General features: G+C 60.6%; 22 protein-coding genes. 13 read left to right on the top strand and 9 right to left on the bottom strand.

The genetic code is table 11. The features are described 5' to 3' along the window. Nucleotides 1-9: 9 nt before the first annotated feature. From AC3WP4_RS08480 to AC3WP4_RS08470, 3 genes are read right to left on the bottom strand one after another with little or no spacing between them, the layout of a single operon-like run. Nucleotides 10-648 carry a response regulator gene (locus tag AC3WP4_RS08480; protein ID WP_074876031.1) on the bottom strand — a complete coding sequence of 213 codons (639 nt, stop codon included), beginning with the start codon at nucleotides 646-648 and terminating at the stop codon, nucleotides 10-12. After that, a complete protein-coding gene (locus tag AC3WP4_RS08475; RefSeq protein ID WP_102615400.1) occupies nucleotides 645-1,907 on the bottom strand; it encodes a sensor histidine kinase in 1,263 nt (420 codons plus the stop codon). The genes AC3WP4_RS08480 and AC3WP4_RS08475 overlap by 4 nt, the downstream gene beginning before the upstream one ends. A 2-nt stretch (nucleotides 1,908-1,909) precedes the next feature. Next, on the bottom strand, nucleotides 1,910-2,032 hold the full coding sequence (locus tag AC3WP4_RS08470) for a hypothetical protein (protein WP_256581177.1): 123 nt from the start codon (nucleotides 2,030-2,032) through the stop codon (nucleotides 1,910-1,912). 158 nt (nucleotides 2,033-2,190) lie between these two features. On the opposite strand from AC3WP4_RS08470, the gene AC3WP4_RS08465 reads away from it, so the two are divergent. The 6 genes from AC3WP4_RS08465 (at nucleotide 2,191) to AC3WP4_RS08440 (ending at nucleotide 7,396) form a co-directional block, all read left to right on the top strand. After that, entirely contained in the window at nucleotides 2,191-3,375 is a 1,185-nt protein-coding gene (locus AC3WP4_RS08465) for an ABC transporter substrate-binding protein (RefSeq protein ID WP_102615399.1), read from the top strand. Nucleotides 3,376-3,405: 30 nt separating this feature from the next. After that, a complete protein-coding gene (locus tag AC3WP4_RS08460) occupies nucleotides 3,406-4,365 on the top strand; it encodes a YVTN family beta-propeller repeat protein (protein WP_074876026.1) in 960 nt (319 codons plus the stop codon). Next, on the top strand, nucleotides 4,362-5,093 hold the full coding sequence (locus tag AC3WP4_RS08455) for an ABC transporter ATP-binding protein (RefSeq protein WP_102615398.1): 732 nt from the start codon (nucleotides 4,362-4,364) through the stop codon (nucleotides 5,091-5,093). Before AC3WP4_RS08460 ends, AC3WP4_RS08455 begins: the two co-directional genes overlap by 4 nt. After that, nucleotides 5,090-5,881, top strand: coding sequence for an ABC transporter permease (locus AC3WP4_RS08450; RefSeq protein ID WP_102615397.1), 792 nt, complete (start codon nucleotides 5,090-5,092; stop codon nucleotides 5,879-5,881). Before AC3WP4_RS08455 ends, AC3WP4_RS08450 begins: the two co-directional genes overlap by 4 nt. Before the next feature lie 238 nt (nucleotides 5,882-6,119). Next, entirely contained in the window at nucleotides 6,120-6,677 is a 558-nt protein-coding gene (locus AC3WP4_RS08445; protein WP_076031358.1) for a PQQ-dependent catabolism-associated CXXCW motif protein, read from the top strand. A 56-nt stretch (nucleotides 6,678-6,733) separates the two neighbouring features. Further along, on the top strand, nucleotides 6,734-7,396 hold the full coding sequence (locus AC3WP4_RS08440) for a response regulator transcription factor (RefSeq protein ID WP_074876021.1): 663 nt from the start codon (nucleotides 6,734-6,736) through the stop codon (nucleotides 7,394-7,396). Between the two features lie 124 nt (nucleotides 7,397-7,520). On the opposite strand, the gene nahK is transcribed toward AC3WP4_RS08440, so the two are convergent. The 4 genes from nahK to AC3WP4_RS08420 all read right to left on the bottom strand — a co-directional run bounded on the left by nahK (nucleotide 7,521) and on the right by AC3WP4_RS08420 (nucleotide 13,720). Further along, complete coding sequence (gene nahK / locus AC3WP4_RS08435; RefSeq protein WP_074876020.1) at nucleotides 7,521-10,115, bottom strand: hybrid sensor histidine kinase/response regulator NahK/ErcS'; 2,595 nt, start codon at nucleotides 10,113-10,115, stop codon at nucleotides 7,521-7,523. Then, nucleotides 10,084-11,247 (bottom strand): nitric oxide-sensing protein NosP, encoded by a 1,164-nt coding sequence (nosP, locus tag AC3WP4_RS08430; protein WP_074876019.1) that lies wholly within the window; start codon nucleotides 11,245-11,247, stop codon nucleotides 10,084-10,086. Before nosP ends, nahK begins: the two co-directional genes overlap by 32 nt. A gap of 272 nt (nucleotides 11,248-11,519) precedes the next feature. Then, on the bottom strand, nucleotides 11,520-12,704 hold the full coding sequence (locus AC3WP4_RS08425) for a porin (protein WP_074876018.1): 1,185 nt from the start codon (nucleotides 12,702-12,704) through the stop codon (nucleotides 11,520-11,522). Between the two features lie 209 nt (nucleotides 12,705-12,913). Further along, on the bottom strand, nucleotides 12,914-13,720 hold the full coding sequence (locus tag AC3WP4_RS08420; protein ID WP_102615396.1) for a sulfite exporter TauE/SafE family protein: 807 nt from the start codon (nucleotides 13,718-13,720) through the stop codon (nucleotides 12,914-12,916). 161 nt (nucleotides 13,721-13,881) lie between these two features. Here AC3WP4_RS08420 and AC3WP4_RS08415 point away from each other — a divergent pair, with 161 nt between their 5' ends. After that, nucleotides 13,882-14,745 (top strand): MBL fold metallo-hydrolase, encoded by an 864-nt coding sequence (locus AC3WP4_RS08415; protein WP_074876015.1) that lies wholly within the window; start codon nucleotides 13,882-13,884, stop codon nucleotides 14,743-14,745. A 148-nt stretch (nucleotides 14,746-14,893) separates the two neighbouring features. Here the strand turns inward: AC3WP4_RS08415 and bkdR are convergent, their stop codons facing one another. After that, nucleotides 14,894-15,382, bottom strand: a complete 489-nt coding sequence (gene bkdR / locus AC3WP4_RS08410; RefSeq protein WP_017339472.1) for a Bkd operon transcriptional regulator BkdR — start codon at nucleotides 15,380-15,382, stop codon at nucleotides 14,894-14,896. 185 nt (nucleotides 15,383-15,567) lie between these two features. On the opposite strand from bkdR, the gene AC3WP4_RS08405 reads away from it, so the two are divergent. The 6 genes from AC3WP4_RS08405 to AC3WP4_RS08380 all read left to right on the top strand — a co-directional run bounded on the left by AC3WP4_RS08405 (nucleotide 15,568) and on the right by AC3WP4_RS08380 (nucleotide 22,465). Next, complete coding sequence (locus AC3WP4_RS08405; protein WP_102615395.1) at nucleotides 15,568-16,803, top strand: 3-methyl-2-oxobutanoate dehydrogenase (2-methylpropanoyl-transferring) subunit alpha; 1,236 nt, start codon at nucleotides 15,568-15,570, stop codon at nucleotides 16,801-16,803. A 1-nt stretch (nucleotide 16,804) separates the two neighbouring features. After that, nucleotides 16,805-17,863 carry an alpha-ketoacid dehydrogenase subunit beta gene (locus AC3WP4_RS08400; protein ID WP_008149725.1) on the top strand — a complete coding sequence of 353 codons (1,059 nt, stop codon included), beginning with the start codon at nucleotides 16,805-16,807 and terminating at the stop codon, nucleotides 17,861-17,863. Beyond that, complete coding sequence (locus AC3WP4_RS08395) at nucleotides 17,864-19,135, top strand: dihydrolipoamide acetyltransferase family protein (protein ID WP_102615394.1); 1,272 nt, start codon at nucleotides 17,864-17,866, stop codon at nucleotides 19,133-19,135. Nucleotides 19,136-19,138: 3 nt separating this feature from the next. Next, on the top strand, nucleotides 19,139-20,521 hold the full coding sequence (lpdA, locus tag AC3WP4_RS08390; protein WP_102615393.1) for a dihydrolipoyl dehydrogenase: 1,383 nt from the start codon (nucleotides 19,139-19,141) through the stop codon (nucleotides 20,519-20,521). Between the two features lie 234 nt (nucleotides 20,522-20,755). Continuing rightward, nucleotides 20,756-21,775 (top strand): branched-chain amino acid aminotransferase, encoded by a 1,020-nt coding sequence (locus AC3WP4_RS08385; RefSeq protein ID WP_102615392.1) that lies wholly within the window; start codon nucleotides 20,756-20,758, stop codon nucleotides 21,773-21,775. 162 nt (nucleotides 21,776-21,937) lie between these two features. Next, nucleotides 21,938-22,465, top strand: coding sequence for a serine acetyltransferase (locus AC3WP4_RS08380; protein ID WP_074880639.1), 528 nt, complete (start codon nucleotides 21,938-21,940; stop codon nucleotides 22,463-22,465). On the opposite strand, the gene AC3WP4_RS08375 is transcribed toward AC3WP4_RS08380, so the two are convergent. After that, a complete protein-coding gene (locus AC3WP4_RS08375; protein ID WP_074876002.1) occupies nucleotides 22,443-23,357 on the bottom strand; it encodes a LysR substrate-binding domain-containing protein in 915 nt (304 codons plus the stop codon). The two genes, AC3WP4_RS08380 and AC3WP4_RS08375, sit on opposite strands and share 23 nt — an antisense overlap. Nucleotides 23,358-23,366: the final 9 nt, after the last annotated feature.

Here is a 23,366-nt window from a genome sequence, read left to right as displayed (position 1 = left end):
TGGATCGGGTCAACTCGCCACCCGCACAACCCCCATATCAATCCCCAAATGCACCAGTTCGGTATGGGAAGTCACCTGCAACTTACTCTTGAGCAAGGTCAGGTGATTGGAAACAGTCTTGCTGCTAATGCTCAGCTGCTCGGCAATTACCCGCGCCGGGGTACCTTTGGCAAGCATCACGAAAATCTCCAGTTCACGCTGAGTCATGCTCTGCAAGCGCGGATCACTGGCATCCTGTTGCGGATGACACGCGAGCTGAGTGGCCAGCGGCTGCTCAATGTAGGCATGACCGGCGAGGATGCGCTGCACGGCCTCGATCAGCACTTCGGGTGCCGAGCTTTTGGTCAGGTAGCCCGAAGCCCCGGCGTCGAGCGCCTGGCGCACCAACGGCAGTTCATCGTGCATGCTGAAAAACAGCACCCGCAGTTGCGGCAAGCGCTGACGCAATCGGCGGGTGGTTTCCAGACCGCTGATCCCCGGCAGACCAAAATCCATGATCACCAGATTCGGTACGGCTTCGTGTACCCGCGTCAGCGCCTCCTCGCCCGTCGCCGCTTCACGGACTTCCATTGCCGGCAACAACGCTCGCAACAGACTGGCATAGCCCTGACGGACCACCGCATGGTCATCGACCAACAGGATATTCATGACACCTCCCAAGGCATGCTCAACGTCAGCGCCCAACCGGCGCCGGGGTGACTGATGACTCGCAACTCGCCGCCCAGGCTGCGCGCACGTTCGAACATCGAATACAAACCGACACCCGGCCGCTGCGGCTGTTGCGCGCCTCGTCCGTTATCCCGAATGAGCAAGCGCAAACGGCCGCCGTGGAATTGCAGGCGGACCCGCACCTGGCTGGCTTCGGCGTGCCGGGCGATGTTGGTCAATGCTTCCTGCAACAAACGATACAGATGGGTTTTGTTCGGTGCGGACAGCGGCGGGAGCTGCGCGCTGACCCGTAACTGGCAATCGATGCCTTGCCGGCCCTGCCATTGCTCCACCAGCAAACCGAAGGCTTCGGCCAGCGGCAGGTGTTGCAACACCACCGGATAGAGGTCGTGCACCAGCGCCCGGAAGCCCTGTTGCAAATGTTCGCAGTTGTGCTCCAGTTCCCGCACCGTGCGCTCCACCACCCCGGGTTGATCGGCCACCAGTCGCAACAGGCAGGCCTGAGCGCGAATGCCCGCCAGGTATTGGCCGAGGTCATCGTGCAGGGTCTGCGCCAGATGGGTGCGTTCCTGCTCCTGCACCGCTAATAACGCCTGAGTCAGTTGGGTCTTGTCGGCGCAAGCCTGCTCCAACGCAGCGGTCATCTGATTGAAGTGCACCGCCAGTTGCCGCGCTTCCGGCACACCTTCAGCGCGCAATCGCACCTTGAGTTGCCCACCGGAGACCTGTTGCAACGCGCGCAACAATTCATCGAGCAAGCCCATGCCCCGGCGCACGGCCCAGCGGATGGTCAACAGACTCAACAGCAACGCCAACCCACAGAGGCTCAGCAGCTGTAGCAAGGAATCCCGGACTTCGTCGATTTCATCCCGCGGATCGACCGCGATCTGGACACGCCGGCCATCCTGCAAATCCAGCACTTGGGCGCTGTGTCGAGCTTGGGCAAACAACAAGCGCCCGAGCCAGGCATCGGCCCCTTCCTGAACCGGCAGCCGTGCCGCCTCGCCGGGTTCCAGCCAGCGCACTCGCACATGCCGCAAACTGCCTGTCAGCCGGGGTTGCAGGCTGGCGGGGTCACGCTCGGCGGTTTCGCTCAAGTACTCGACCACCGCTTCGGCGGATTGCAGTTCACGCTCCACGTCCGCCAGCGCCTGGTGCACCAGCAACCCCATGCATGCCAAGGTGACCAAGGCGAAAAATCCGCCGACCCAGAGGTTGATCCGCCACAGGGCCGACATCCCTAACGCCCCGGTGTCATGGGCAGGACCAGCAACGGCACGGGACGCGGGCCGTGGAGCTTGTCGACGCCGATCAGGGTCAGGATCAGCAGCAACGGCAGAAGCAGCGCTTTGAGAATACGCATGATCGATCTCCTCCCGTGTGATGGCCGTTATCGCCCATGCTAGAACCGCGCCACCCCGGGCGAGCTACTACCTTGGTACTGGCTCACTGGTACTTTCTGCATATTTCCTTCTGCCTCACAGCGTTCCTATGCTGGCGCTACCTGTAATGGAGTGCCCTATGCGCCAGCTTGCCCCTTACGCCCTGATCTACCTGTTGGCGATTGCCTGTGCCGCCGGGCTGGCGACCCAGAGCCAGGCTGCGGACGCGCCGTTGCAGGTGCAGATCGGCTACCTGGGCTATCGCCCTGATCCGGGCCCGTTGCTGTCGAACGTCATTCCCGAGCCGGTCGATGCCGGCCTGCGTGGCGCCGAACTGGCGATCACTGACAGCAACAGCACCGGGCGTTTCCTCAATCAGAGCTACAACCTGGTCAGCGCCAACGTCGACAATCCGGATGCCCTGGTCGAAGCGGCCAAGGCTCAACATGCCCAAGGCCTGCGCCTGTTTGTCGTCAATGCGCCAGCCGCCAGCCTGCGCCAACTCAGCACCGTGCTGCCCGACAGCTTGCTGTTCAACGCCGGCAGCCCCGACGACAGCCTGCGCACCAGCGACTGCCTGCCGAACGTGCTGCACAGCCTGCCAAGCCGGGCGATGCTCGCCGATGCACTGGCGCAATTTCTGGTGCTGCGCAAATGGCAACGGGCGCTGCTGATCGTTGGCCCGACCCCGGACGATCAAGCCTATGCCGCCGCCCTGCGCCGCGCCGCCAAACGTTTCGGCCTGACCCTGGTCGCGGAAAAAGCCTGGAGTTTCGACAATGATCAGCGCCGTAGCGCCCAGGCCGACATGCCGCTGTTCACCCAGACCGCCGAGTACGACGTGGTGCTGGTGGCGGATGAACGGGGTGATTTCGGCGAATACGTGCCTTACCAGACCTGGTACCCACGGCCGGTCGCCGGCACTCAGGGACTGACCCCGGTGGGCTGGCACAAAACCGTGGAAACCTACGGCGCCGCCCAATTGCAGAAACGCTTCGAAGCCCTGGCCGGACGCTGGATGAATGACCGCGATTTTGCCGCCTGGATCGCCGTGCGCAGCATCGCCAGCGCCGTGAGCAAACTGCGCCAGGCCGATCCGGTGGCGATCCGTACGCTTGAGATCAGCGATCAATTGCCGCTGGACGGTTTCAAGGGTCGCAAGCTCAGCTATCGGCCGTGGAACGGTCAGTTGCGCCAACCGATTCCCATCGTGCAGCCCCGGGCGCTGGTCAGCACGTCGCCGCAAGACGGCTTCCTGCACCCCTTCAACGAGATGGACAGCCTCGGCTACGACAAACCCGAGGTCAGTTGCCGTTTTCCCTGACCCAATAATTAAAACAACAAGGAATCTGCCATGCGCCGCACCCTGCTTTCCTGCGCTCTGCTGCTCGCCGCCGGGCACGCCGCTGCCAGCACCGCCTGGGTTTCCAACGAAAAAGACAACAGCCTGAGCCTGATCGACCTGCAGACCCTGCAAGTCACCGACACCCTGCCCGTCGGCCAGCGCCCGCGCGGTCTGCTGCTGTCCCACGACAACAAGCTGCTGTACATCTGCGCCAGCGACTCGGACCGGGTCCAGGTGATGGACGTGGCCACGCGCAAGATCATCAAGGAACTGCCCTCGGGCAAAGATCCTGAACAATTCGCCCTGCACCCGAATAATCGCTGGCTGTACGTTTCCAACGAAGACGATGCGCTGGTGACGGTGATCGACACCGAAACCTCCAAGGTGCTCGGGCAGATCAGCGTCGGTGTCGAACCTGAAGGCATGGCCGTCAGCCCCGACGGCAAGTGGGCGGTGAACACCAGTGAAACCACCAACATGCTGCACTGGATCGACACCAGCACTCAGACTCTGGCCGATAGCACTCTGGTGGATCAGCGACCGCGCTTCGTTGAGTTCACACCCGATGGCTCGAAGCTCTGGGCTTCGGCGGAAATCGGCGGCACGGTGACCATTCTCGACGTCGCCAGCCGCAAGGTCCTCAAAACCCTGACCTTCCAGATCAAGGGCGTGCACCCGGACAAAGTCCAGCCAGTGGGGATCAAGCTCAGCGCTGACGGCAAGTACGGTTTCGTCGCCCTCGGCCCGGCCAATCATGTGGCGGTGATCGATGCCAAGACCTTCGAAATTCTTGATTATCTGCTGGTCGGCCGGCGGGTCTGGCAGATGTCGTTTACCCCGGATCAAAAGCAATTACTGGCCACCAACGGCGTCAGCGGCGACGTGTCGGTGATCGATGTCGACAGCCTCAAGGTGACTAAATCGATCAAGGTCGGGCGTTATCCGTGGGGCGTGGTGGTGACGCCATGAACGCACTCGAAGTCAGCGAACTGAGCTTCGCTTATGGTGCGAAAGAGGCGTTGCGCCAGGTGAGTTTCAACCTGGCACCCGGCCGTTTTGCGGCGCTGCTCGGTCCGAATGGCGCGGGCAAATCGACGCTGATTGCCCTGCTCACCCGGCTCTATGATTTACAGCGCGGTGACATCCGCGTCGGCGACTGTTCGTTGCGCAACGCCGCACGTCCGGCGCTCAAGCAACTGGGTGTGGTGTTTCAGCAAAGCACGTTGGACCTCGACCTGAGCGTCGAGCAAAACCTGCGTTATCACGCCGCGCTGCATGGCATGTCGCGGCGCCAGACCGGCCTGCGGGTCGACGCCGAACTGGCCCGTCAGGCCTTGACCGAACGCCGTCGCGAGCGGGTTCGCGAACTCAACGGCGGCCACCGTCGCCGAGTGGAAATCGCCCGCGCCCTGCTGCATGAACCGCGCCTGCTGCTGCTCGACGAGGCCAGCGTTGGCCTCGACCCGGCCAGTCGGCTGGCGCTCAATCAACACATTCGTAGTTTGTGCCGCGAACAGAACATCAGCGTGCTCTGGACCACCCATTTGCTCGATGAAGTGCAGCCCAGCGATGACTTGCTGATTCTTCATCAGGGCCGGTTGGTGGCCAGCGGACAAGCCGATGCGCTGAGTCTGGAACATGGCGGCGATCTCGGTTCGGCCTTCGCTCGACTGACCACTTCAGGAGCCGCCCAATGAATGCCTACTGGCAATGTTTCAGCGGCATCGTGCTGCGCGAATGGCTGCGTTTTGTGTTGCAGCGCACTCGGTTTCTCAGCGCGCTGGTTCGGCCGTTGCTGTGGCTGCTGGTGTTCGCTGCCGGTTTTCGCGCGGCACTGGGGATCGCGATCATCGAGCCCTACGACACCTATATACCCTACGAGGTCTACATCATTCCTGGACTGGCCTGCATGATCCTGCTGTTCAACGGCATGCAAGGTTCGCTGTCGATGGTCTACGACCGGGAAATGGGCAGCATGCGCGTGCTGCTGACCAGCCCCCTGCCCCGGACTTTCCTGTTGTGCAGCAAACTGTTGGCGACTTCGTTGATTTCGTTGTTGCAGGTGTACGCCTTTCTGGCGATTGCCTGGGTGTACGGCGTGCAGCCACCGGCCATGGGGCTGTTGATCGCCTTGCCGGCGTTGCTGCTGGTGGCGTTGATGCTCAGCGCGCTGGGTTTGTTGCTGTCCAACGCGATCCGCCAGCTGGAGAACTTTGCCGGGGTGATGAATTTCGTGATCTTCCCGCTGTTTTTCCTGTCGTCGGCGCTGTATCCGCTGTGGAAGATGCGCGAGTCCAGCGAGTGGCTGTATTGGTTGTGCGCATTGAACCCGTTCACCCATGCGGTGGAACTGGTGCGGTTTGCCTTGTACGAACGCTTCAATCCGCTGGCACTGGCGGTATGCGTGGGGCTGACGCTGGTATTCGCCCTGCTCGCCGTACTCAACTTCAACCCGCAACACGCCGCCCTGCGCAAATCCAACTAATGCCGTGTAACCCTGATCGTTCCCACGCTCTGCGTGGGAATGCAGCCCGGGACGCTCCGCGTCCGCTCTGGGACGCGGAGCGTCCGGTGAGGCATTCCCACGCAGAGCGTGGGAACGATCAATCAGCGATCAACGGTTCGAAATTACTACTTTAGTACCGGTTTTCCTGTCTATCGTCGCATTCCAATCGCACCGAGACTGGCATGTAATAGGTTCATAACTATAAGGATTGAACCCCATGCCGCGTGCCCGACGTCGTCTGCTGCGCCCTTCTCTCGCTGCGCTATCGCTGAGCCTGTTGCTGGGCGTCGCGCAGGCCGAAACACCGCTGTTTTCCGCCGACGGCTATCGCATCGGTCTGTACCGCAGTCCGACCCCGAATCACGTACAGGGCGCCGACATCATCGATACCGCCGCCCTGCAAACCCTGCTGACCCAGACACCCCGTCCAGTGCTGATCGACGTCTACCGCCGGCAATGGCTGCAAGGACGTTTCATCGAGGACCAGCCCCACGAAAGCCTCCCCGGCAGCCATTGGCTGGCCAATACCGGCGACGGTGACCTGACGCCTGACTGGCAGGACTATTTTGCGCGTAAGCTGAACACATTGACCGCAGGTGATCTTGCACAACCGCTGGTCTTCTACTGCCGCTCCGATTGCTGGCTGAGCTGGAACGCCGTGAAGCGCGCCGCCGCCATGGGCTATAAGACTCTGTATTGGTATCGCGACGGCCTGGACGCCTGGCAGGCAGCCAACCTGCCCGTAACGCCTGCCCAGCCCGAGCCCTTCCCCTGACCTTTACGCGTGCGAGTTGTTGCCACACCCTAATCAAAATAATGAGGTGAAAGGCTATGTACAAAATTCTGATTGCCGATGATCACCCGCTGTTTCGCGAAGCCATTCATAACGTCATCAGCGATGGTTTTCCGGGCAGCGAGGTGATGGAAACCGCCGACCTGGACAGCGCCCTGGTGTTGACGCAGGAACACGACGACCTGGACCTGATCCTGCTCGACCTGAACATGCCCGGCATGCACGGCCTCAATGGCCTGATCAATCTGCGCAACGAGGCGCCGACCATTCCGGTGGTGATCGTCTCGGCCGAACAGGACAAACAAGTCGTGCTGCAAGCCATCACTTACGGCGCGGTGGGCTTCATCACCAAATCCTCGCCACGGGTGCAGATGACCGAAGCCATCCAGCAGATCCTCAACGGCAATGTCTATTTGCCGCCGGATATCATCCGCACGCAAAAAAGCGGTACAAGGCGCATGAACGATGCCCCGAGCTTCCCACCTGAACTGCTCCAGGCCTTGACCCGCAAGCAGTTGCTGGTGCTCGAACGCATGACCAAGGGCGAGTCGAACAAACAGATCGCCTACACCCTGGAAATCGCCGAAACCACCGTCAAGGCCCACGTCTCGGCGATCCTGCGCAAACTCAATGTGCACAACCGGGTGCAGGCGATCTTGAGTGCCGGCGACATTGATTTCGGGTCTTACTTACGCCGCTGATGTCTGATGATGATCGTTCCCACGCTCCGCGTGGGAATGCAGCCCGGGACGCTCTGCGTCCCTCCAGAGCCGAACGCGGAGCGTCCGTTGAGGCATTCCCACGCGGAGCGTGGGAACGATCATCTCAAGGCCTGCCGAGCAAATGACTCATCGCGGTCTTGAGCTTCATCGGCCGCACCGGTTTGTGCATCAGGGTGTGGCCCAACTCGCGGATCTGCTGTTTGAGTTCGTTGCTGTAGTTGGCGGTGATCATCATCGCCGGGATCGCCGAACCGCGACGGGCGTTGATCCGGGCCACGGCATCGACGCCGTTCTGATCGTCGTCCAGGTGATAGTCGGCGATCAGCAAATCGGCTTCTTCGTGATAGTTGTCCACTTGCCGCGCCAGGTCCTGCTCGGACAGCGCCGTGACCACCAGACACCCCCACCCTTCGAGCAAGGTGCGCATGCCGGCGCAAATGGCCGCGTCGTTGTCCAGCACCCAAACCCGCGCCCCACGCAGGCGTTCAAGCATCGGCTCACTCATCAACAGGCTCGGCAGCGCCTTGGGGGCCGTAGCGCTGAGGGGCACTTCGACCGAGAACATCGAGCCCTTGCCCGGCCACGAACGCACATGAATACGGTGGCCGAGAATCCTCGCGATCTTTTCCACGATCGCCAGACCCAGGCCTAACCCGCGATCCTGATCCGGTCGCTGCACATCACCACGTTTGAATTCCTGAAAAATCTCCTCGAGGCGGTTTTCGGCGATGCCCATGCCGCTGTCCCAGACCTCGATCGACAGGCGCTGGTGATGACGCCGACAACCGAGTACCACACGTCCGCTGTAGGTGTAGCGAATGGCATTGCTCAGCAGGTTTCGAAGAATCCGCGCCAGCAACTGAATGTCGCTGCGCACCAAGGCGGAACAAGGGATGAAATGCAGTTCCAGGCCTTCACTGCGAGCCACCTGGGTGTACTCGGCCGCAAGGTTTTCCAGCAATTCGCTGAGGGCAAATGGCGCAATGTCGGCCTTGATCACCCCGGCATCCAGCTTGGAGATATCGACCAGCGTACCCAGCAGGTTCTCCACGTCTTCCAGGGAGTTGCTGACATTTCGCACCAAAATGGCATTGGCCACCGGCTCCCGCCGTTCGAGCAACGCGCTGGTAAACAGCCGCGCGGCGTTGAGCGGTTGCAGCAGGTCATGACTGACGGCAGCGAGAAACTTGGTCTTCGACAGGTTGGCTTGTTCGGCCTCGAGCTTGGCTTCACGCAGGCGAGATTCCGCCCGCCGACGCTCGTCGATTTCGCGCAGCAACTGGTCATTGAGGGTGGTCAGTTCTGCCGTGCGTTCGCGCACCCGCAACTCAAGATTCTGATAGGCCTGGTGCAGCGCCTCGGCGGTGCGGCGGCGTTCGGTGATGTCGCGGATCAGCACGAAAATCCCCACCACTTCCCCGGTGGCCAGGCGATTGGGCACATAGGAGCGCAGCATGTAGCGCTCCTGATTGTTGATGTTGGTTTCGGCAAACTCGAACGTTACGCTCTCACCGGCCAAAGCCCTGGCGACGTAGGCTTCCAGGCGCTGGTAATGCTGTTCGCTGTGGACTTCGCGCAGGCTCTGCCCAAGCATCACGCCCCGAGGCCAGCAGTACCATTCTTCGTACACCTTGTTGGTGAATTCGTAGACCAGATCGGCATTCAGGTAGGCAATCAGCGCCGGCACATGGTCGGTGATCAGGCGGATCCAGCGCTCGCTTTCGCTCAGCGCTTCGGCGTGTTGGTAGCGTTCGGTGATGTCGGTGAAGGTGTTGACGAAACCGCCGGTGGGCAACGGATGGGTGCGAATTTCCAGCACCCGGCCATCATAGAGGCGCTGCTCGCATTCCAGCACATGCCGTCCGTTCAGATCCCGGCTGGCCGGGGTCAGCAGATTCAGCTCGCTGTCGCCGATCACTTCGGCAAACGGACGATGGGCTGCCACCGGGGCCAGGCCGCTGAGTTCGAGGAATCGCCGGTTCCACAATTCCAGAATGCCCTCGGCGTTGACCATGGCCACGCCTTGGGACAGGTTGTCGACCGCCCGTTGCAACAAGTGGGATTTCTGCGCCACCGCCTGCTCGCGGCGCACGGTTTCGCGGAGTTTGACGTCGGTAATGTCGGTGAACAGGATCACCCGCCCGCCTTCCTGGGTGGGGCGTTCGCTGACTTGCAACCAGCGACCGTCCTGCAGGCGATAAAGCAGGTTTTCGTCGGCATGCCCGCGCGGCTCTTCAGTGAACAGCCCGGTGGCGGACATCAGTCGCTTGACCTCGGTCAGGCGCATGCCGGCGTTGATCCGCACCCGGCTGTTGCCCCAGAACGCCTTGAAACGGCTGTTGAACAACACGATCCGCTGGTCCGCATCGAACAGCACGAACGCGTCGGAAATGCTCTCGATGGCATCGATCAAATGCTGATGCGCGGTTTCTGCTCGCAGGCGTGCCTCGCTGAGCAAGCGATTGCCCGACTTGAGTTCAGCCATGGCCTGGTTCAAGGCGTCGGTGCGCTCACGCACCTGCTCGGCCAGCACCACAGAATGCTGGAACGCCGCGTACGGGTCATTGCCGCGGGTGATGCCGGACTCGATCCGCTCGATCAGCGCGCCATTGATGCGCTGCAGTTTGTGGTTGTCGCGCTGCAGGCTGGCGATCTGCGCTTGAAGCTCAACGATGTCCAGGGGACCGGCCTCGGGCAATGGCGACCCCGGTGAAGGTCTGGTTGATGTGCATGCCATTGAACTGTTCTCCGTAGGTATTGAAACCCATCACCCGCTGGTCACGCAAAAACGTTCCGATCTGCTCCAGACTGCCGCTGTCTTCCAGTTCCATACGCCTTAGAAAGCAGTCGCAGCCGATGGTCAGCAACAGATCGCCAAGGCGCTCCTGCAAGCCTTCGAACAGGGTTTGCAGGTTTGGCAGCATGGGGCCGGGCTTCATGACAGTAAGGACGATGCCGTTTTCCACCGCACAGTAGAAACTCAGGCTCAGGTCCGGATGAACCTGCTGGATCGCCCTCACGTAATACTGATCGTTGATCCGCACGGCCAAGGGGTGCGCGGCGAAGATCCGGTGATCGAGCTCCGCCACCGGCACGCCAATGTGCCGGGCGTATTCCTCGGCGGCCGGTTCGGCATTCAGTTCAAAGACCCGGCGCGAGGCGCTGTCGGCGCCGGTGACCACCAGTTTTTCCGCCCGCGGCAGAATGTGGTGGGTGGTGAAAACTTCAAAGTCGAGCCAGGTATTGACCAGCACCACCACCGCTGCGCCGCTGTGGAACTCGCCATTGAAATAGACGTGGGTGTGGGTCAGGTAATTGTCGTCGCCGGCCGAACCGCCGAAATGCGGGATGTCGCCCAATGCTGCACTCAGGGCCGCGAGGACCATTTCTTCACGACTGGACAAGCCATCGAGCAGAGTCAGGGCAAAGCTGTTGCCCTTGATCGGCGCCAACGTGTTGCTGCGACAGCCACTGACCAGGCGCTCGACCATTTGCTGGGCGTCGATCAGGCTGAAGCGCTCCATCTCGCAGATCAGTTCGGCGTCGATGGAAAAATGCCGGTGGTCGAAACCCACCGCGGTCACGCAGTTGCGGCCATAGCCCAAGGGCGTGATTTCCCCGGCACTGGTGCAACCCACCAGGCGTATACCGCCGAAGCTTTGTTGCAAGGCCTGGCCCAGCGCCTGCAAGTCGTACTCGGCGGAACAGAAGAACAGCACGAAGCCCAAGTGCGGATGCAACAGTTGTCGCGCCAGCTCCTGCGCCACTTGCTGGGCATCGGTGGCCTGGGACATGGCACTGACCACACCTTCACTCTGGACCTGCTGCATCGTCGCCTCCCGCAGGTGCGCATGTATGAGGCTGGAGTGTACGAAGCCTGTGAGCTGCGACGTATGCTACTTGGGTAGCGGGTAGCCGCTTCGATGGGATGAGAGTCGGCAAATTGAGTACTTGATGACTGACGCATTTGTGGCGAGGGAGCTTGCTCCCGCTGGACTGCGAAGCAATCCCCAACCGGCCGATGCGCGACCAGGATCGGGACCGCTACGCGATCCAGCGGGAGCAAGCTCCCTCGCCACAAGTAAGCGGCGTCGCTACAGGGTTACCAGGTCAGCACAGCCCCCACCGCAAAGGTGTCGGTGTCTTCATCCTGGTCGCTGGTGTCGTGGCCGTTGATTGCGAACTGGTTGTACTCGGCCACCAGCTTGAGGTTGTCGTTGATGTCATGGAACAGCGCAACGCCGCGCGTTTCGTAATCCGCGCCGCTGCCGACCACGCCATTGCCGTCGTCGTTGGTCTTGCCGTAAGACAAGGCCAGTCGGTTCTTGCCCAGTTTGTAGGAGCCCTGCAGCAGGTAACCGTCACTGTCGACATTGCGCAGGGTCGGTTCGCCAGCGTTGTTGGTGAAAAACGGGTTGATGCCTTTGGCCTGGAAGCCGGAGCCTGTGAGGGACAAGCCGCCCATTTTCGCCTGCACGCCATAGCCGACGCCTTTGGAGGTGACGGACTCGACGGTGGAATCGGTATTGTCCGACGTCTGGTAGCTGCCGTTGACCCAGCTGTAGATCTTCGCCCCGGCGAGGTCGAACTGATAGGTGATCTCGCTTTCGGTACGCGGGTTCTCTTGGTACGCCTTGCCTGTCGGGCTGCTGTCGTTGGTGTCCACCGGGTCCATGATCCCCACGGCCACCCGCAAACCTTCCATCACCGGCGTGCGGTAGGTGATCTGCGACGTCGGGAACGGATACGGATAACCCGTGCCGATATTGCCGAACGACACCCCGCCACCGTCCACCAGCCCGAGGGTGTCGCTGACCTGGCCGTAACCGGCGAGCAATTCATCGAGCAGGATGTTGGAACGGGCGAACAGGCCGAAGTCCTTGCCGACCAGCACTTCGCCCCACTCAGGGTTGGCCACCGTGCCGTAGAACTGACGCACGTCGATGGCGGTGTCGGTGCCGTTGGTTTCGCTGTCGTTGATGGTCACCCAGAAAGAAGACCGGGCGCCGAGCTTGAGGTCATCGACCTGCTTGCCCATGTTGAAGCCCAGGTAGTTGGGCAGAAAACCCATTTTGACCCGCGCTTGCTTGCGGTCGAACTGGTCGCCGGCACGGTCCACATCGCTGTTCACGTAAAAAGCGTTGATGTAGCCGTCGGTGGAAAACGTGGTCTGGTCCTTGTCGTACAGCACGATCTCGGCTTGGGCCATCGAGCTCAAACCGAGGGTCGAAAGGCTGGCGATGAAGGCAGGCAAGAAACGATGCTTGATGTTCTTATTGTTGTGCATGACGCGCTCCGCAGCGGGGGACTGGATGTCGGAGGCGATTATCGAAAGCTGACCGGCGGCGTCATACGCTGCCTTGGAGGCGGTTTTGAAATGCTTTGGAGTGGCAGGTGATGCGCGGCAAGTTCGGTGTAAGACCGTCCGTCGACGAGGCCCGGAACTTAAGGCGTACGCCTGTGGAACGGACTGGCGTCCACAGGAACCGGTACTTGCTAAACGCCCGCTCTAAACAGCATGTAAGCGGCGACCACGACACAGATGCTGGCGAAGCCGATCTGCAATGCCCGGGCCGGGACTCGCGCACAAAGTCTTCGGCCAATGATCATGCCGACGATGCTCGCGACGATAAACGCCACGCCCAAACCGTCGATTCGCACCCCGGCCTGAAACGCGCCAATCACGCCGATGGCGGAAATCAGGCTGATCACCATCAACGACGTGGCGACGATGCCGCGCATCTGCACATCGGTCAGTTGCTTGAATGCAGGGACGATCAGGAAGCCGCCACCGACCCCGAGCAGCCCCGATACCACACCGGTCACCGCGCCCAGTGCCGCGAGGGTCGCGGTGCATTTGGCGGTCCAGGAAAAGCGCCCGGTCTGCTGATCGAGCATGCAGTTCTTCTGGCCCCAGTTGGCGTGGCCGTGGTCGCTTGGCCCTTCGTCCTGGCGCTCTCGGCGCAGCATCCGCCAGGCCACCATGACCATTAGCAGGCTGAACAGGATCATCAGGATTTTTTCCGGCAACTGATGGGCGAAGTAGATGCCGATCGGCGAAAAAATCGCCCCCAGCAGAGCGATCAGCAACGCTGCGCGATAACGCACCAGGCCATGGCGCAACCCGTCAATGGCGCCGACAGCCGCCGCACTGCCCACCGCGAACAGGGCGACCGGCGCGGCTTGCGTCATGGTCCAACCCAACCCCAGCACCAGCGCCGGCACCGCAAGAATGCCGCCACCGGCGCCGGTCAAACCGAGAACCAACCCCATCACCACGCCAAAAAAACTTGCCAGCAACATAAAACACTCGTGATCCGCGAAAAAAGCCGGGAACGCCCGGTATCGATGGCTGACAGGATAGAGCCCGCGCAGCTTTTTTGATTAATTGAATTGATGCGGGCTGGTCAGCGCAGGGAGAATGAAACTACCCTCATGGCTTGTCCTAAAAGAAAACGGCCACCATGCCTGCCTTGATTGAAGCTTTTTTAGACCCTGCCTCGTCGACCTACAGCTACGTCATCTACGAACACGATGGCGGACACTGCGCCATCGTCGACCCGGTGCTCGATTACGACCCCGCCGCGGGGCGAACCGCCACCACCCAGGCCGACAAGATCATCGCCTTCGTTCGCCAGCATCAGTTGCAGGTGCAATGGCTGCTGGAAACCCACGCCCATGCCGATCACCTGTCCGCTGCGCCGTATCTGCGTCGGGAACTGGGCGGGAAGATTGCGATTGGTCAGTCGATCAGCAAGGTTCAAAGCGTGTTCAAGACCCTGTTCAACCTTGAGCCGGAATTCTGTATCGATGGTTCGCAGTTCGATCATCTGTTCGCGCCGGATGAATCGTTCCGCATCGGCAATCTCAAGGCCACGGCCCTGCATGTTCCCGGCCACACGCCAGCGGACATGGCTTATCTGATCGACAGCGATGTGATTCTGGTGGGCGATACATTGTTCATGCCGGATGTGGGCACCGCGCGCTGCGACTTTCCCGGCGGCAATGCCAATCAGATGTTTGCCTCGATTCACAAGCTGCTGGCCTTCCCTGCCGGCGTCCGACTGTATGTCTGTCATGACTACCCGCCCGAGGGGCGTAAACCGCAGTGCATGAGCACGGTGGGTGAACAGCGCAAAAGCAACATTCACATTCATGACGGCATCGACGAAGCCACGTTCGTTGCCATGCGCACCCGGCGCGATGCGGGGTTGGGCATGCCGACGCTATTACTGCCGGCGATCCAGGTGAATGTGCGGGCGGGGAATTTGCCGCCGGCTGAGGGCAATGGCGTCACCTATTTGAAGATCCCTCTGAATAAACTCTAACGATCGAACACGTAACCCGTAGCAGCTGTCGAGCACCGCGAGGCTGCGTCCGCGGTTTACCTGAAGGAACTCGGTTGTAGGGTCTGCGACTGCTACGCAGCCGAACGCTGCCTCGCGGTGCTCGACAGCTGCTACAGGGGATTTGCGTTTAGTTCGCGAGGGTTAACCCATTCGCCGGCAACGGCAACGCCGTCTTATACCGCACCTGCTTGAGCGCAAAGCTCGAGCGGATATTGGCAACGCCGGGGACTTTGGTGAGGAAGTCCATCATGAAGCGCTCCAGCGACTGAATGGTCGGCACCAGTACGCGAATCAAGTAATCCGGGTCGCCGGCCATCAAATAGCACTCCATCACTTCCGGGCGATCCGAGATCGCTTCCTCGAAATGCTGCAACGCCTCCTCCACCTGTTTTTCCAGGCTCACATGAATGAACACATTCACATGCAGCCCCAGCAAATCGGCATCCAGCAGCGTCACTTGCTCACGAATCAGGCCCAATTCCTCCATCGCCTTGACCCGGTTGAAGCACGGGGTTGGCGACAGATTGACCGAGCGTGCGAGGTCGGCGTTGGTGATGCGCGCGTTCTCCTGAAGGCTGTTCAAAATGCCGATATCGGTACGGTCCAGTTTGCGCATGAGACAAAACCACCTGTTTTTTATGTTTATGCAGATTTTTTATCCTCAAATGATCACCAGCGCAATGAAACAGAGAGAAATATTCTTCTTGGCCCGGCCTATGATTGTTGTAGGACAAGATTTCTTTCACCGAAGAATGACGGTCAGCTCACTACAAGAAATTCACAAGATCGAGCGTAGAAGCCATGAACCAAGCGTACGAACCGCTGCAACTGCACGTTCCCGAACCATCGGGCCGTCCAGGCTGCAAAACCGACTTCTCCTACCTGCGTCTGACCGACGCCGGCACGGTGCGCAAACCCCCAATCGACGTTGAACCGGCCGACACCGCTGATCTGGCCAAGGGCCTGATTCGCGTGCTCGATGACGAGGGCAATGCCCTCGGTCCCTGGGCTGAAGGCGTGCCGGCCGAGATCCTGCGCAAAGGCATGCGTGCCATGCTCAAGACGCGGATCTATGACAACCGCATGGTGGTCGCCCAGCGTCAGAAAAAAATGTCGTTCTATATGCAGAGCCTTGGCGAAGAAGCCATCGGCAGCGGCCAGGCCCTGGCGTTGAACGTCGATGACATGTGCTTCCCGACGTACCGCCAGCAAAGCATCCTGATGGCGCGCGAAGTGCCGCTGGTGGACCTGATCTGCCAGCTGTTGTCCAACGAGCGCGATCCGCTCAAGGGCCGTCAGCTGCCGATCATGTATTCAGTCAAAGACTTCGGCTTCTTCACTATTTCCGGCAACCTCGCCACCCAGTTCGTGCAAGGCGTGGGCTGGGGCATGGCCTCGGCAATCAAGGGCGACACCAAAATCGCCTCGGCCTGGATCGGCGACGGCGCTACCGCTGAATCCGACTTCCACACCGCCCTCACCTTCGCCCACGTTTACCGTGCGCCAGTGATCCTCAACGTGGTCAACAACCAGTGGGCGATCTCCACGTTCCAGGCGATTGCCGGTGGTGAAGCCACCACGTTCGCCGGTCGTGGCGTCGGTTGCGGCATTGCCTCCCTGCGGGTCGATGGCAACGATTTCGTCGCGGTCTACGCCGCCTCTGCCTGGGCCGCCGAACGCGCCCGCCGCAACCTCGGCCCGACCATGATCGAATGGGTCACCTACCGCGCCGGCCCGCACTCGACTTCTGATGATCCGTCCAAATACCGTCCTGCCGACGACTGGAGCTACTTCCCGTTGGGCGACCCGATTGCGCGTCTCAAGCAGCATCTGGTGAAAATCGGTCAGTGGTCCGAAGAGGAACACGTCGCCGTCAGTGCCGAACTGGAAGCCGAAGTGATCGCCGCACAGAAAGAAGCCGAGCAGTACGGCACCCTCGCCGGCGGCCAGATTCCGAGCGCCGCGACCATGTTCGAAGACGTCTACAAAGAGATGCCGGAGCACTTGAAGCGCCAGCGTCAAGAGTTGGGGATCTGACATGAACGATCACAACAACAAAATCGAGTTGGAAACCGCCATGACCACGACCACCATGACCATGATCCAGGCCCTGCGCTCGGCCATGGATGTGATGCTTGAGCGTGACGACAACGTCGTGGTGTTCGGCCAGGACGTCGGCTACTTCGGCGGCGTGTTCCGTTGCACCGAAGGCCTGCAGAACAAGTACGGCACCTCCCGCGTATTCGACGCGCCGATCTCCGAAAGCGGCATCGTCGGCGTCGCCGTCGGCATGGGCGCCTACGGTCTGCGGCCGGTGGCCGAGATCCAGTTCGCCGACTACGTTTACCCGGCGTCGGACCAGATCATTTCCGAAGCCGCCCGCCTGCGTTATCGCTCGGCCGGCGAGTTCACCGCCCCGATGACCCTGCGCATGCCTTGCGGCGGCGGCATCTACGGCGGCCAGACGCACAGCCAGAGCATCGAGGCGATGTTCACCCAGGTCTGCGGTTTGCGCACGGTGATGCCGTCCAACCCTTACGACGCCAAAGGCTTGCTGATCGCCTCCATCGAAAACGATGACCCGGTGATCTTCCTCGAGCCAAAACGCCTGTACAACGGCCCGTTCGACGGTCACCACGAACGCCCGGTTACCCCGTGGTCGAAACACCCGGCCGCGCAAGTGCCGGACGGTTACTACACCGTGCCGCTGGACGTCGCCGCGATCACCCGTCCGGGCAAGGACGTGACCATCCTGACTTACGGCACCACCGTTTACGTGTCGCAAGTGGCGGCTGAAGAAACCGGCATAGACGCCGAAGTCATCGACCTGCGCAGCCTGTGGCCGCTGGACCTGGAGACCATCGTCAAGTCGGTGAAGAAAACCGGCCGTTGCGTGATCGTGCACGAAGCGACCCGCACCTGCGGTTTCGGCGCCGAACTGGTCGCCCTGGTGCAAGAGCACTGCTTCCACTACCTGGAAGCGCCTATCGAACGCGTCACCGGTTGGGACACTCCCTACCCGCACGCACAAGAGTGGGCGTATTTCCCTGGTCCGTCCCGAGTGGGCGCGGCTTTGCATCGGGTTATGGAGGTCTGAATGGGCACGCACGTTATTAAAATGCCGGACATTGGTGAAGGCATTGCAGAAGTTGAACTGTCGGTTTGGCACGTCAAAGTCGGCGACATGGTCGTCGAAGACCAGGTACTGGCCGATGTCATGACCGACAAGGCGATGGTCGACATCCCTTCGCCGGTGAACGGCAAGGTGATTGCCCTGGGCGGACAGCCTGGCGAAGTCATGGCGGTTGGCAGCATCCTGATCAGCATTGAAGTCGAAGGCGCGGGCAACGTTAAAGAGTCGGCGCAGCCTGCACCGGTTAAAGAAGCGCCGGTGTCGGCACCGAAAGTTGCCACCGCTGTCGAGAGCAAACCGGTTGTTGCCGCAGCGCCGCGAGCTGCCGTATGCCAGGGTCCGATGGTCGCTCGCGAAGCGGATGAGCGTCCGTTGGCGTCCCCGGCTGTACGCAAACATGCGCTGGACCTCGGCATTCAATTGCGTCTGGTGCGTGGCACCGGCCCTGCCGGTCGGGTGCTGCACGAAGACCTCGAGGCCTATCTGGCTCAAGGTCAACAGCCGCAATCCACCGCTGTCGCCGCTTACGCCCAGCGTAACGATGAAGAACAGATCCCGGTCATCGGCATGCGCCGCAAGATCGCCCAGCGCATGCAGGACGCCACTCAGCGCGCCGCTCATTTCAGTTATGTCGAAGAAATCGACGTCACCGCCGTGGAAGAACTGCGCGCTCACCTGAACGAAAAACACGGCGCGACCCGCGGCAAGCTGACCTTGCTGCCGTTCCTGGTCCGCGCACTGGTCGTTGCCCTGCGCGACTTCCCGCAGATCAACGCCCGTTACGACGACGAAGCCCAGGTCATCACCCGCCTCGGCGCGGTGCATGTCGGCATCGCCACCCAAGCTGACATCGGTTTGATGGTGCCGGTGGTCCGTCACGCCGAAACCCGCAGCCTGTGGGACAGCGCCCAGGAAATTTCTCGCCTCGCTATCGCTGCCCGCAATGGCAAGGCCAGCCGCGATGAGTTGTCCGGTTCGACCATCACCCTGACCAGCCTCGGCGCCTTGGGCGGTATCGTCAGCACCCCGGTGCTGAACCTGCCTGAAGTGGCGATCGTGGGCGTCAACAAAATCGTCGAACGCCCGATGGTCGTCAAAGGCCAGATTGTGATTCGCAAGATGATGAACCTCTCCAGCTCCTTCGATCACCGCGTGGTCGATGGCATGGATGCGGCGCAATTCATCCAGGCCATCCGTGGCTTGCTCGAACAACCCGCAACCTTGTTTGTGGAGTAAGACATGCAGAATTTGAACACCACGCTGCTGATCATCGGCGGCGGCCCTGGCGGTTATGTGACGGCGATTCGTGCCGGTCAGCTGGGCATCTCGACCATTCTGGTCGAAGGCGAATCCCTGGGCGGCACGTGCCTGAACATCGGCTGCATTCCGTCCAAGGCGTTGATCCACGTCGCCGAACAGTTTCACCAGACGCAGCATCACAGCCAGCATTCGGCGCTGGGCATCAGCGTGTCGGCGCCGACCCTCGATATCAGTAAAAGTGTCGAGTGGAAGGACGGCATCGTTGATCGCCTGACCACCGGCGTGGCGGCGCTGCTGAAAAAGAACAAGGTCCAGGTCATTCAAGGTTGGGCCAAGATCGTCGACGGCAAAACCGTCGACGTCGGCGACACGCGGATTCAGTGCGAACACCTGGTGCTGGCCACCGGCTCGAAAAGCGTGAACCTGCCGATGCTGCCGATTGGCGGCCCGATCATCTCCTCCACCGAAGCCCTGGCGCCGACCTCCGTGCCGAAACGGCTGATTGTGGTCGGTGGCGGTTACATCGGTCTGGAGTTGGGGATTGCCTATCGCAAGCTCGGTGCCGAAGTCATCGTGGTCGAGGCTCAGGATCGCATCCTGCCGGCCTACGACGCGGAACTCACACAGCCCGTGCATGACGAACTGAAAAAACTCGGCATGAAGCTTTACTTGAAGCACAGCGTCCAAGGCTTTGATTCTGCTAGCAATACCCTGCAAGTTCTTGACCCGAATGGCGACACCCTGAACCTGGAAACCGATCAGGTCCTCGTCGCCGTCGGCCGTAAGCCGAACACCCAGGGCTGGAACCTCGAAGGTTTGAACCTGGACATGAACGGCTCGGCGATCAAGATCGACAACCGCTGCCAGACCAGCATGCGCAATGTGTATGCCATTGGCGACGTGAGCGGCGAACCAATGCTCGCGCACCGGGCCATGGCTCAGGGTGAGATGGTTGCCGAACTGATCAGCGGCAAATCCCGCGAGTTCAACCCGACCGCCATCGCCGCCGTGTGCTTTACCGACCCGGAACTGGTGGTGGTCGGCAAGACCCCGGACGACGTCAAGGCGGCGGGCCTGGACTGCATCGTTTCCAGCTTCCCGTTTGCCGCCAATGGTCGGGCGATGACGCTGGAATCGAAAAGCGGCTTCGTGCGGGTCGTGGCGCGGCGTGACAATCATGTGATTGTCGGCTGGCAGGCGGTCGGTGTGGGCGTGTCGGAATTGTCGACGGCGTTCGGCCAGAGCCTGGAAATGGGCGCCCGGCTGGAAGACATTGCCGGCACCATCCACGCGCATCCGACACTCGGTGAGGCGGTACAGGAAGCGGCATTGCGAGCCCTCGGCCACGCGCTGCACCTGTAACCGCTTCATCTGATCGTTCCCACGCTCCGCGTGGGAATGCCTCAACGGACGCTCCGCGTCCGCGTTAGGGATGCGGAGCGTCCCGGGCTGCATTCCCACGCAGAGCGTGGGAACGATCAAAGGAACGAATTGCGGGCTGCGAAACAGGCCCGGAATGAAGTATTGTTGTCCCCATCCAGAAAAACGTCAGAAGCCTTGAACCGTTTCGGCGGTTGTTAAGCGATAGAGGGTGTCATGGGTAACGAAAGCATCAATTGGGACAAGTTGGGTTTTGACTACATCAAGACAGACAAGCGCTATCTGTCGCACTGGCGTAATGGCGAGTGGGACAAAGGCACCCTGACCGAAGACAATGTGCTGCACATCAGCGAAGGTTCCACTGCCCTTCACTATGGCCAGCAGTGCTTCGAAGGGCTGAAGGCCTATCGTTGCAAGGACGGTTCGATCAACCTGTTCCGCCCGGACCAGAACGCCGCCCGCATGCAACGCAGCTGCGCGCGCCTGCTGATGCCACAGGTGTCTACCGAGCAGTTCGTCGAAGCCTGCAAGGAAGTGGTCCGCGCCAACGAGCGTTTCATCCCGCCTTACGGCACCGGCGGCGCGCTGTACCTGCGTCCGTTCGTGATCGGCGTGGGTGACAACATCGGCGTGCGTACCGCCCCCGAGTTCATCTTCTCGATCTTCGCCATCCCGGTCGGTGCCTACTTCAAGGGCGGCCTGACCCCGCACAACTTCCTGATCTCCAGCTACGACCGCGCCGCCCCACAAGGCACCGGTGCAGCCAAGGTCGGTGGTAACTACGCGGCCAGCCTGATGCCAGGTTCCCAGGCCAAGAAAGCCCACTACGCCGACTGCATTTACCTGGACCCGATGACCCACACGAAAATCGAAGAAGTCGGCTCGGCCAACTTCTTCGGGATCACCCACGACAACAAGTTCGTGACCCCGAATTCGCCGTCGGTCCTGCCGGGCATTACCCGCCTGTCGTTGATCGAGCTGGCAAAATCGCGTCTGGGCCTGGAAGTGGTCGAAGGCGACGTGTTCATCGACAAGCTGTCCGACTTCAAGGAAGCCGGCGCTTGCGGTACTGCTGCGGTGATCACCCCGATCGGCGGCATCAGCTACAACGATCACCTGCACGTGTTCCATAGCGAAACCGAAGTCGGCCCAGTCACCCAGAAGCTCTACAAAGAGCTGACCGGTGTACAGACCGGCGACATCGAAGCGCCAGCGGGCTGGATCGTCAAGGTTTGATTTGACGGGACCTGATCCCCAGCGGCACATAACCCATCCATCGCTTTGCCGATGGGTGGGTTTTTTATTGCACAAGGAATGGCGATTCGGGGTCCGTACCCATTCCCTGGTTCACTTGATAAACTAGCCCATTTTTCAGAGCCGAAGGCTAGGGACTGCGCCGTGAATTTAGAAACTTTGACGATGCATTGGAAATCGGAAGTTTCAAACAAGAAAAAACCAGGAAGTCGCATCGGCCTGATCACCAATATTCTTAAACGAACCAGAAAGAGCAACACGCTCAGGTACTTGTTCATATTCAGACTGGCGCAGTATTTAAATGCTCGCAAAGGTTTGTGCCGCGTTTATGCGAAACGGCTGGAAAGAAAGAGCAATCTAAAGTACGGAGTTGACATAAATATCGATGCCCAAATAGGCCCCGGCTTTCGTATCGGCCATTTGCCTGGGATCGTTATCACTGGCCATGTGCGGATCGGCCGAAACTTCTTTATCCGTCAAAACACTACCATTGGCATTAAAACCATGGGACTAGCTGAATATGACCTCAAGATCGGCGATAACGTAAGTATCGGGGCAAATAGTTGCATCATCGCGGACACCCTCTCAATTGGTGATGACGTTACTATCGGGGCCATGTCCTTCGTCAATAAAAACATTCCCGCAGGCACTACTTTTTATAACGCCCGATAATCGTGAGTGCATCCCGTTCTATCTGAGCAAACAACCACTCCACAAACACCCGTGTCTGCGCCGTCACATTAGGCGCGACACCGTAGTAATAACGCGGCAACGGCATTCGCAATTCGGGCAATGGGCAAATCAGGCGACCGCTAGAGAGATGGGTGCCCAGCAAAGAGGTCGGGCACAAGGCAATGCCCTGTCCTTCCACGGCGGCCTCAAGCACCCGGTGCATGTGGTCAAACTGCCGGGTGACCTGAGAGGCTGACTGGCCTTGACCAAAATGCAGGGCCCAGTTGTGCCAATCTTCGCGACGCGCCTTGGCGGTCAGTAACGTGTGACGGCTCAGGGACGCGAGGTCTTCAAGGGCCAGGCGCTCGATCAGCGAAGGTGCCGCGACCAGCAACAGTTCGTCTTCGAAGAGCGCTCGTGCCTCGATCGCCGGTGCCCAGTCATCACGACCACGGCGAATGACGATGTCGAACCCGTCGCGGGCATGATCGGGTGCCTGGGTCTGGGTCATCACTTGCGGCTTGATGTCGGGGTGCTGCGCGATGAAATCTTCCAGTCTGGGCGCTAGCCACAGCATCGCAAAGGATGGGCGGACATTGATCTTCACGGTCGGCAGCGAGGCATGTTGCTTGAGCGCAGCGGTGGCGTTGGCAATCTGCGCCAGCCCGGCACTGACCTGCTCATAAAAGCGTTGACCCGCCGGCGTCAGCACCGATTGCCGGACACGCCGCTCGAACAGCAGCACACCCAGGTGCTCCTCAAGCAATTTGATGTGCCGGCTGACGGCACTGTGACTGACATGCAGCTCTTCGGCCGCCAGGCTGAAACTCTGATGGCGAGCAGCAACAGCAAAGGCGCGAACAGCATTGAGGGGCGGTAGTGGATTGATCATGTGTCTAAT

The sequence above is a fragment of the Pseudomonas sp. FW305-20 genome (assembly GCF_058788075.1).
This window is presented reverse-complemented; position numbering and strand designations above follow the sequence as displayed.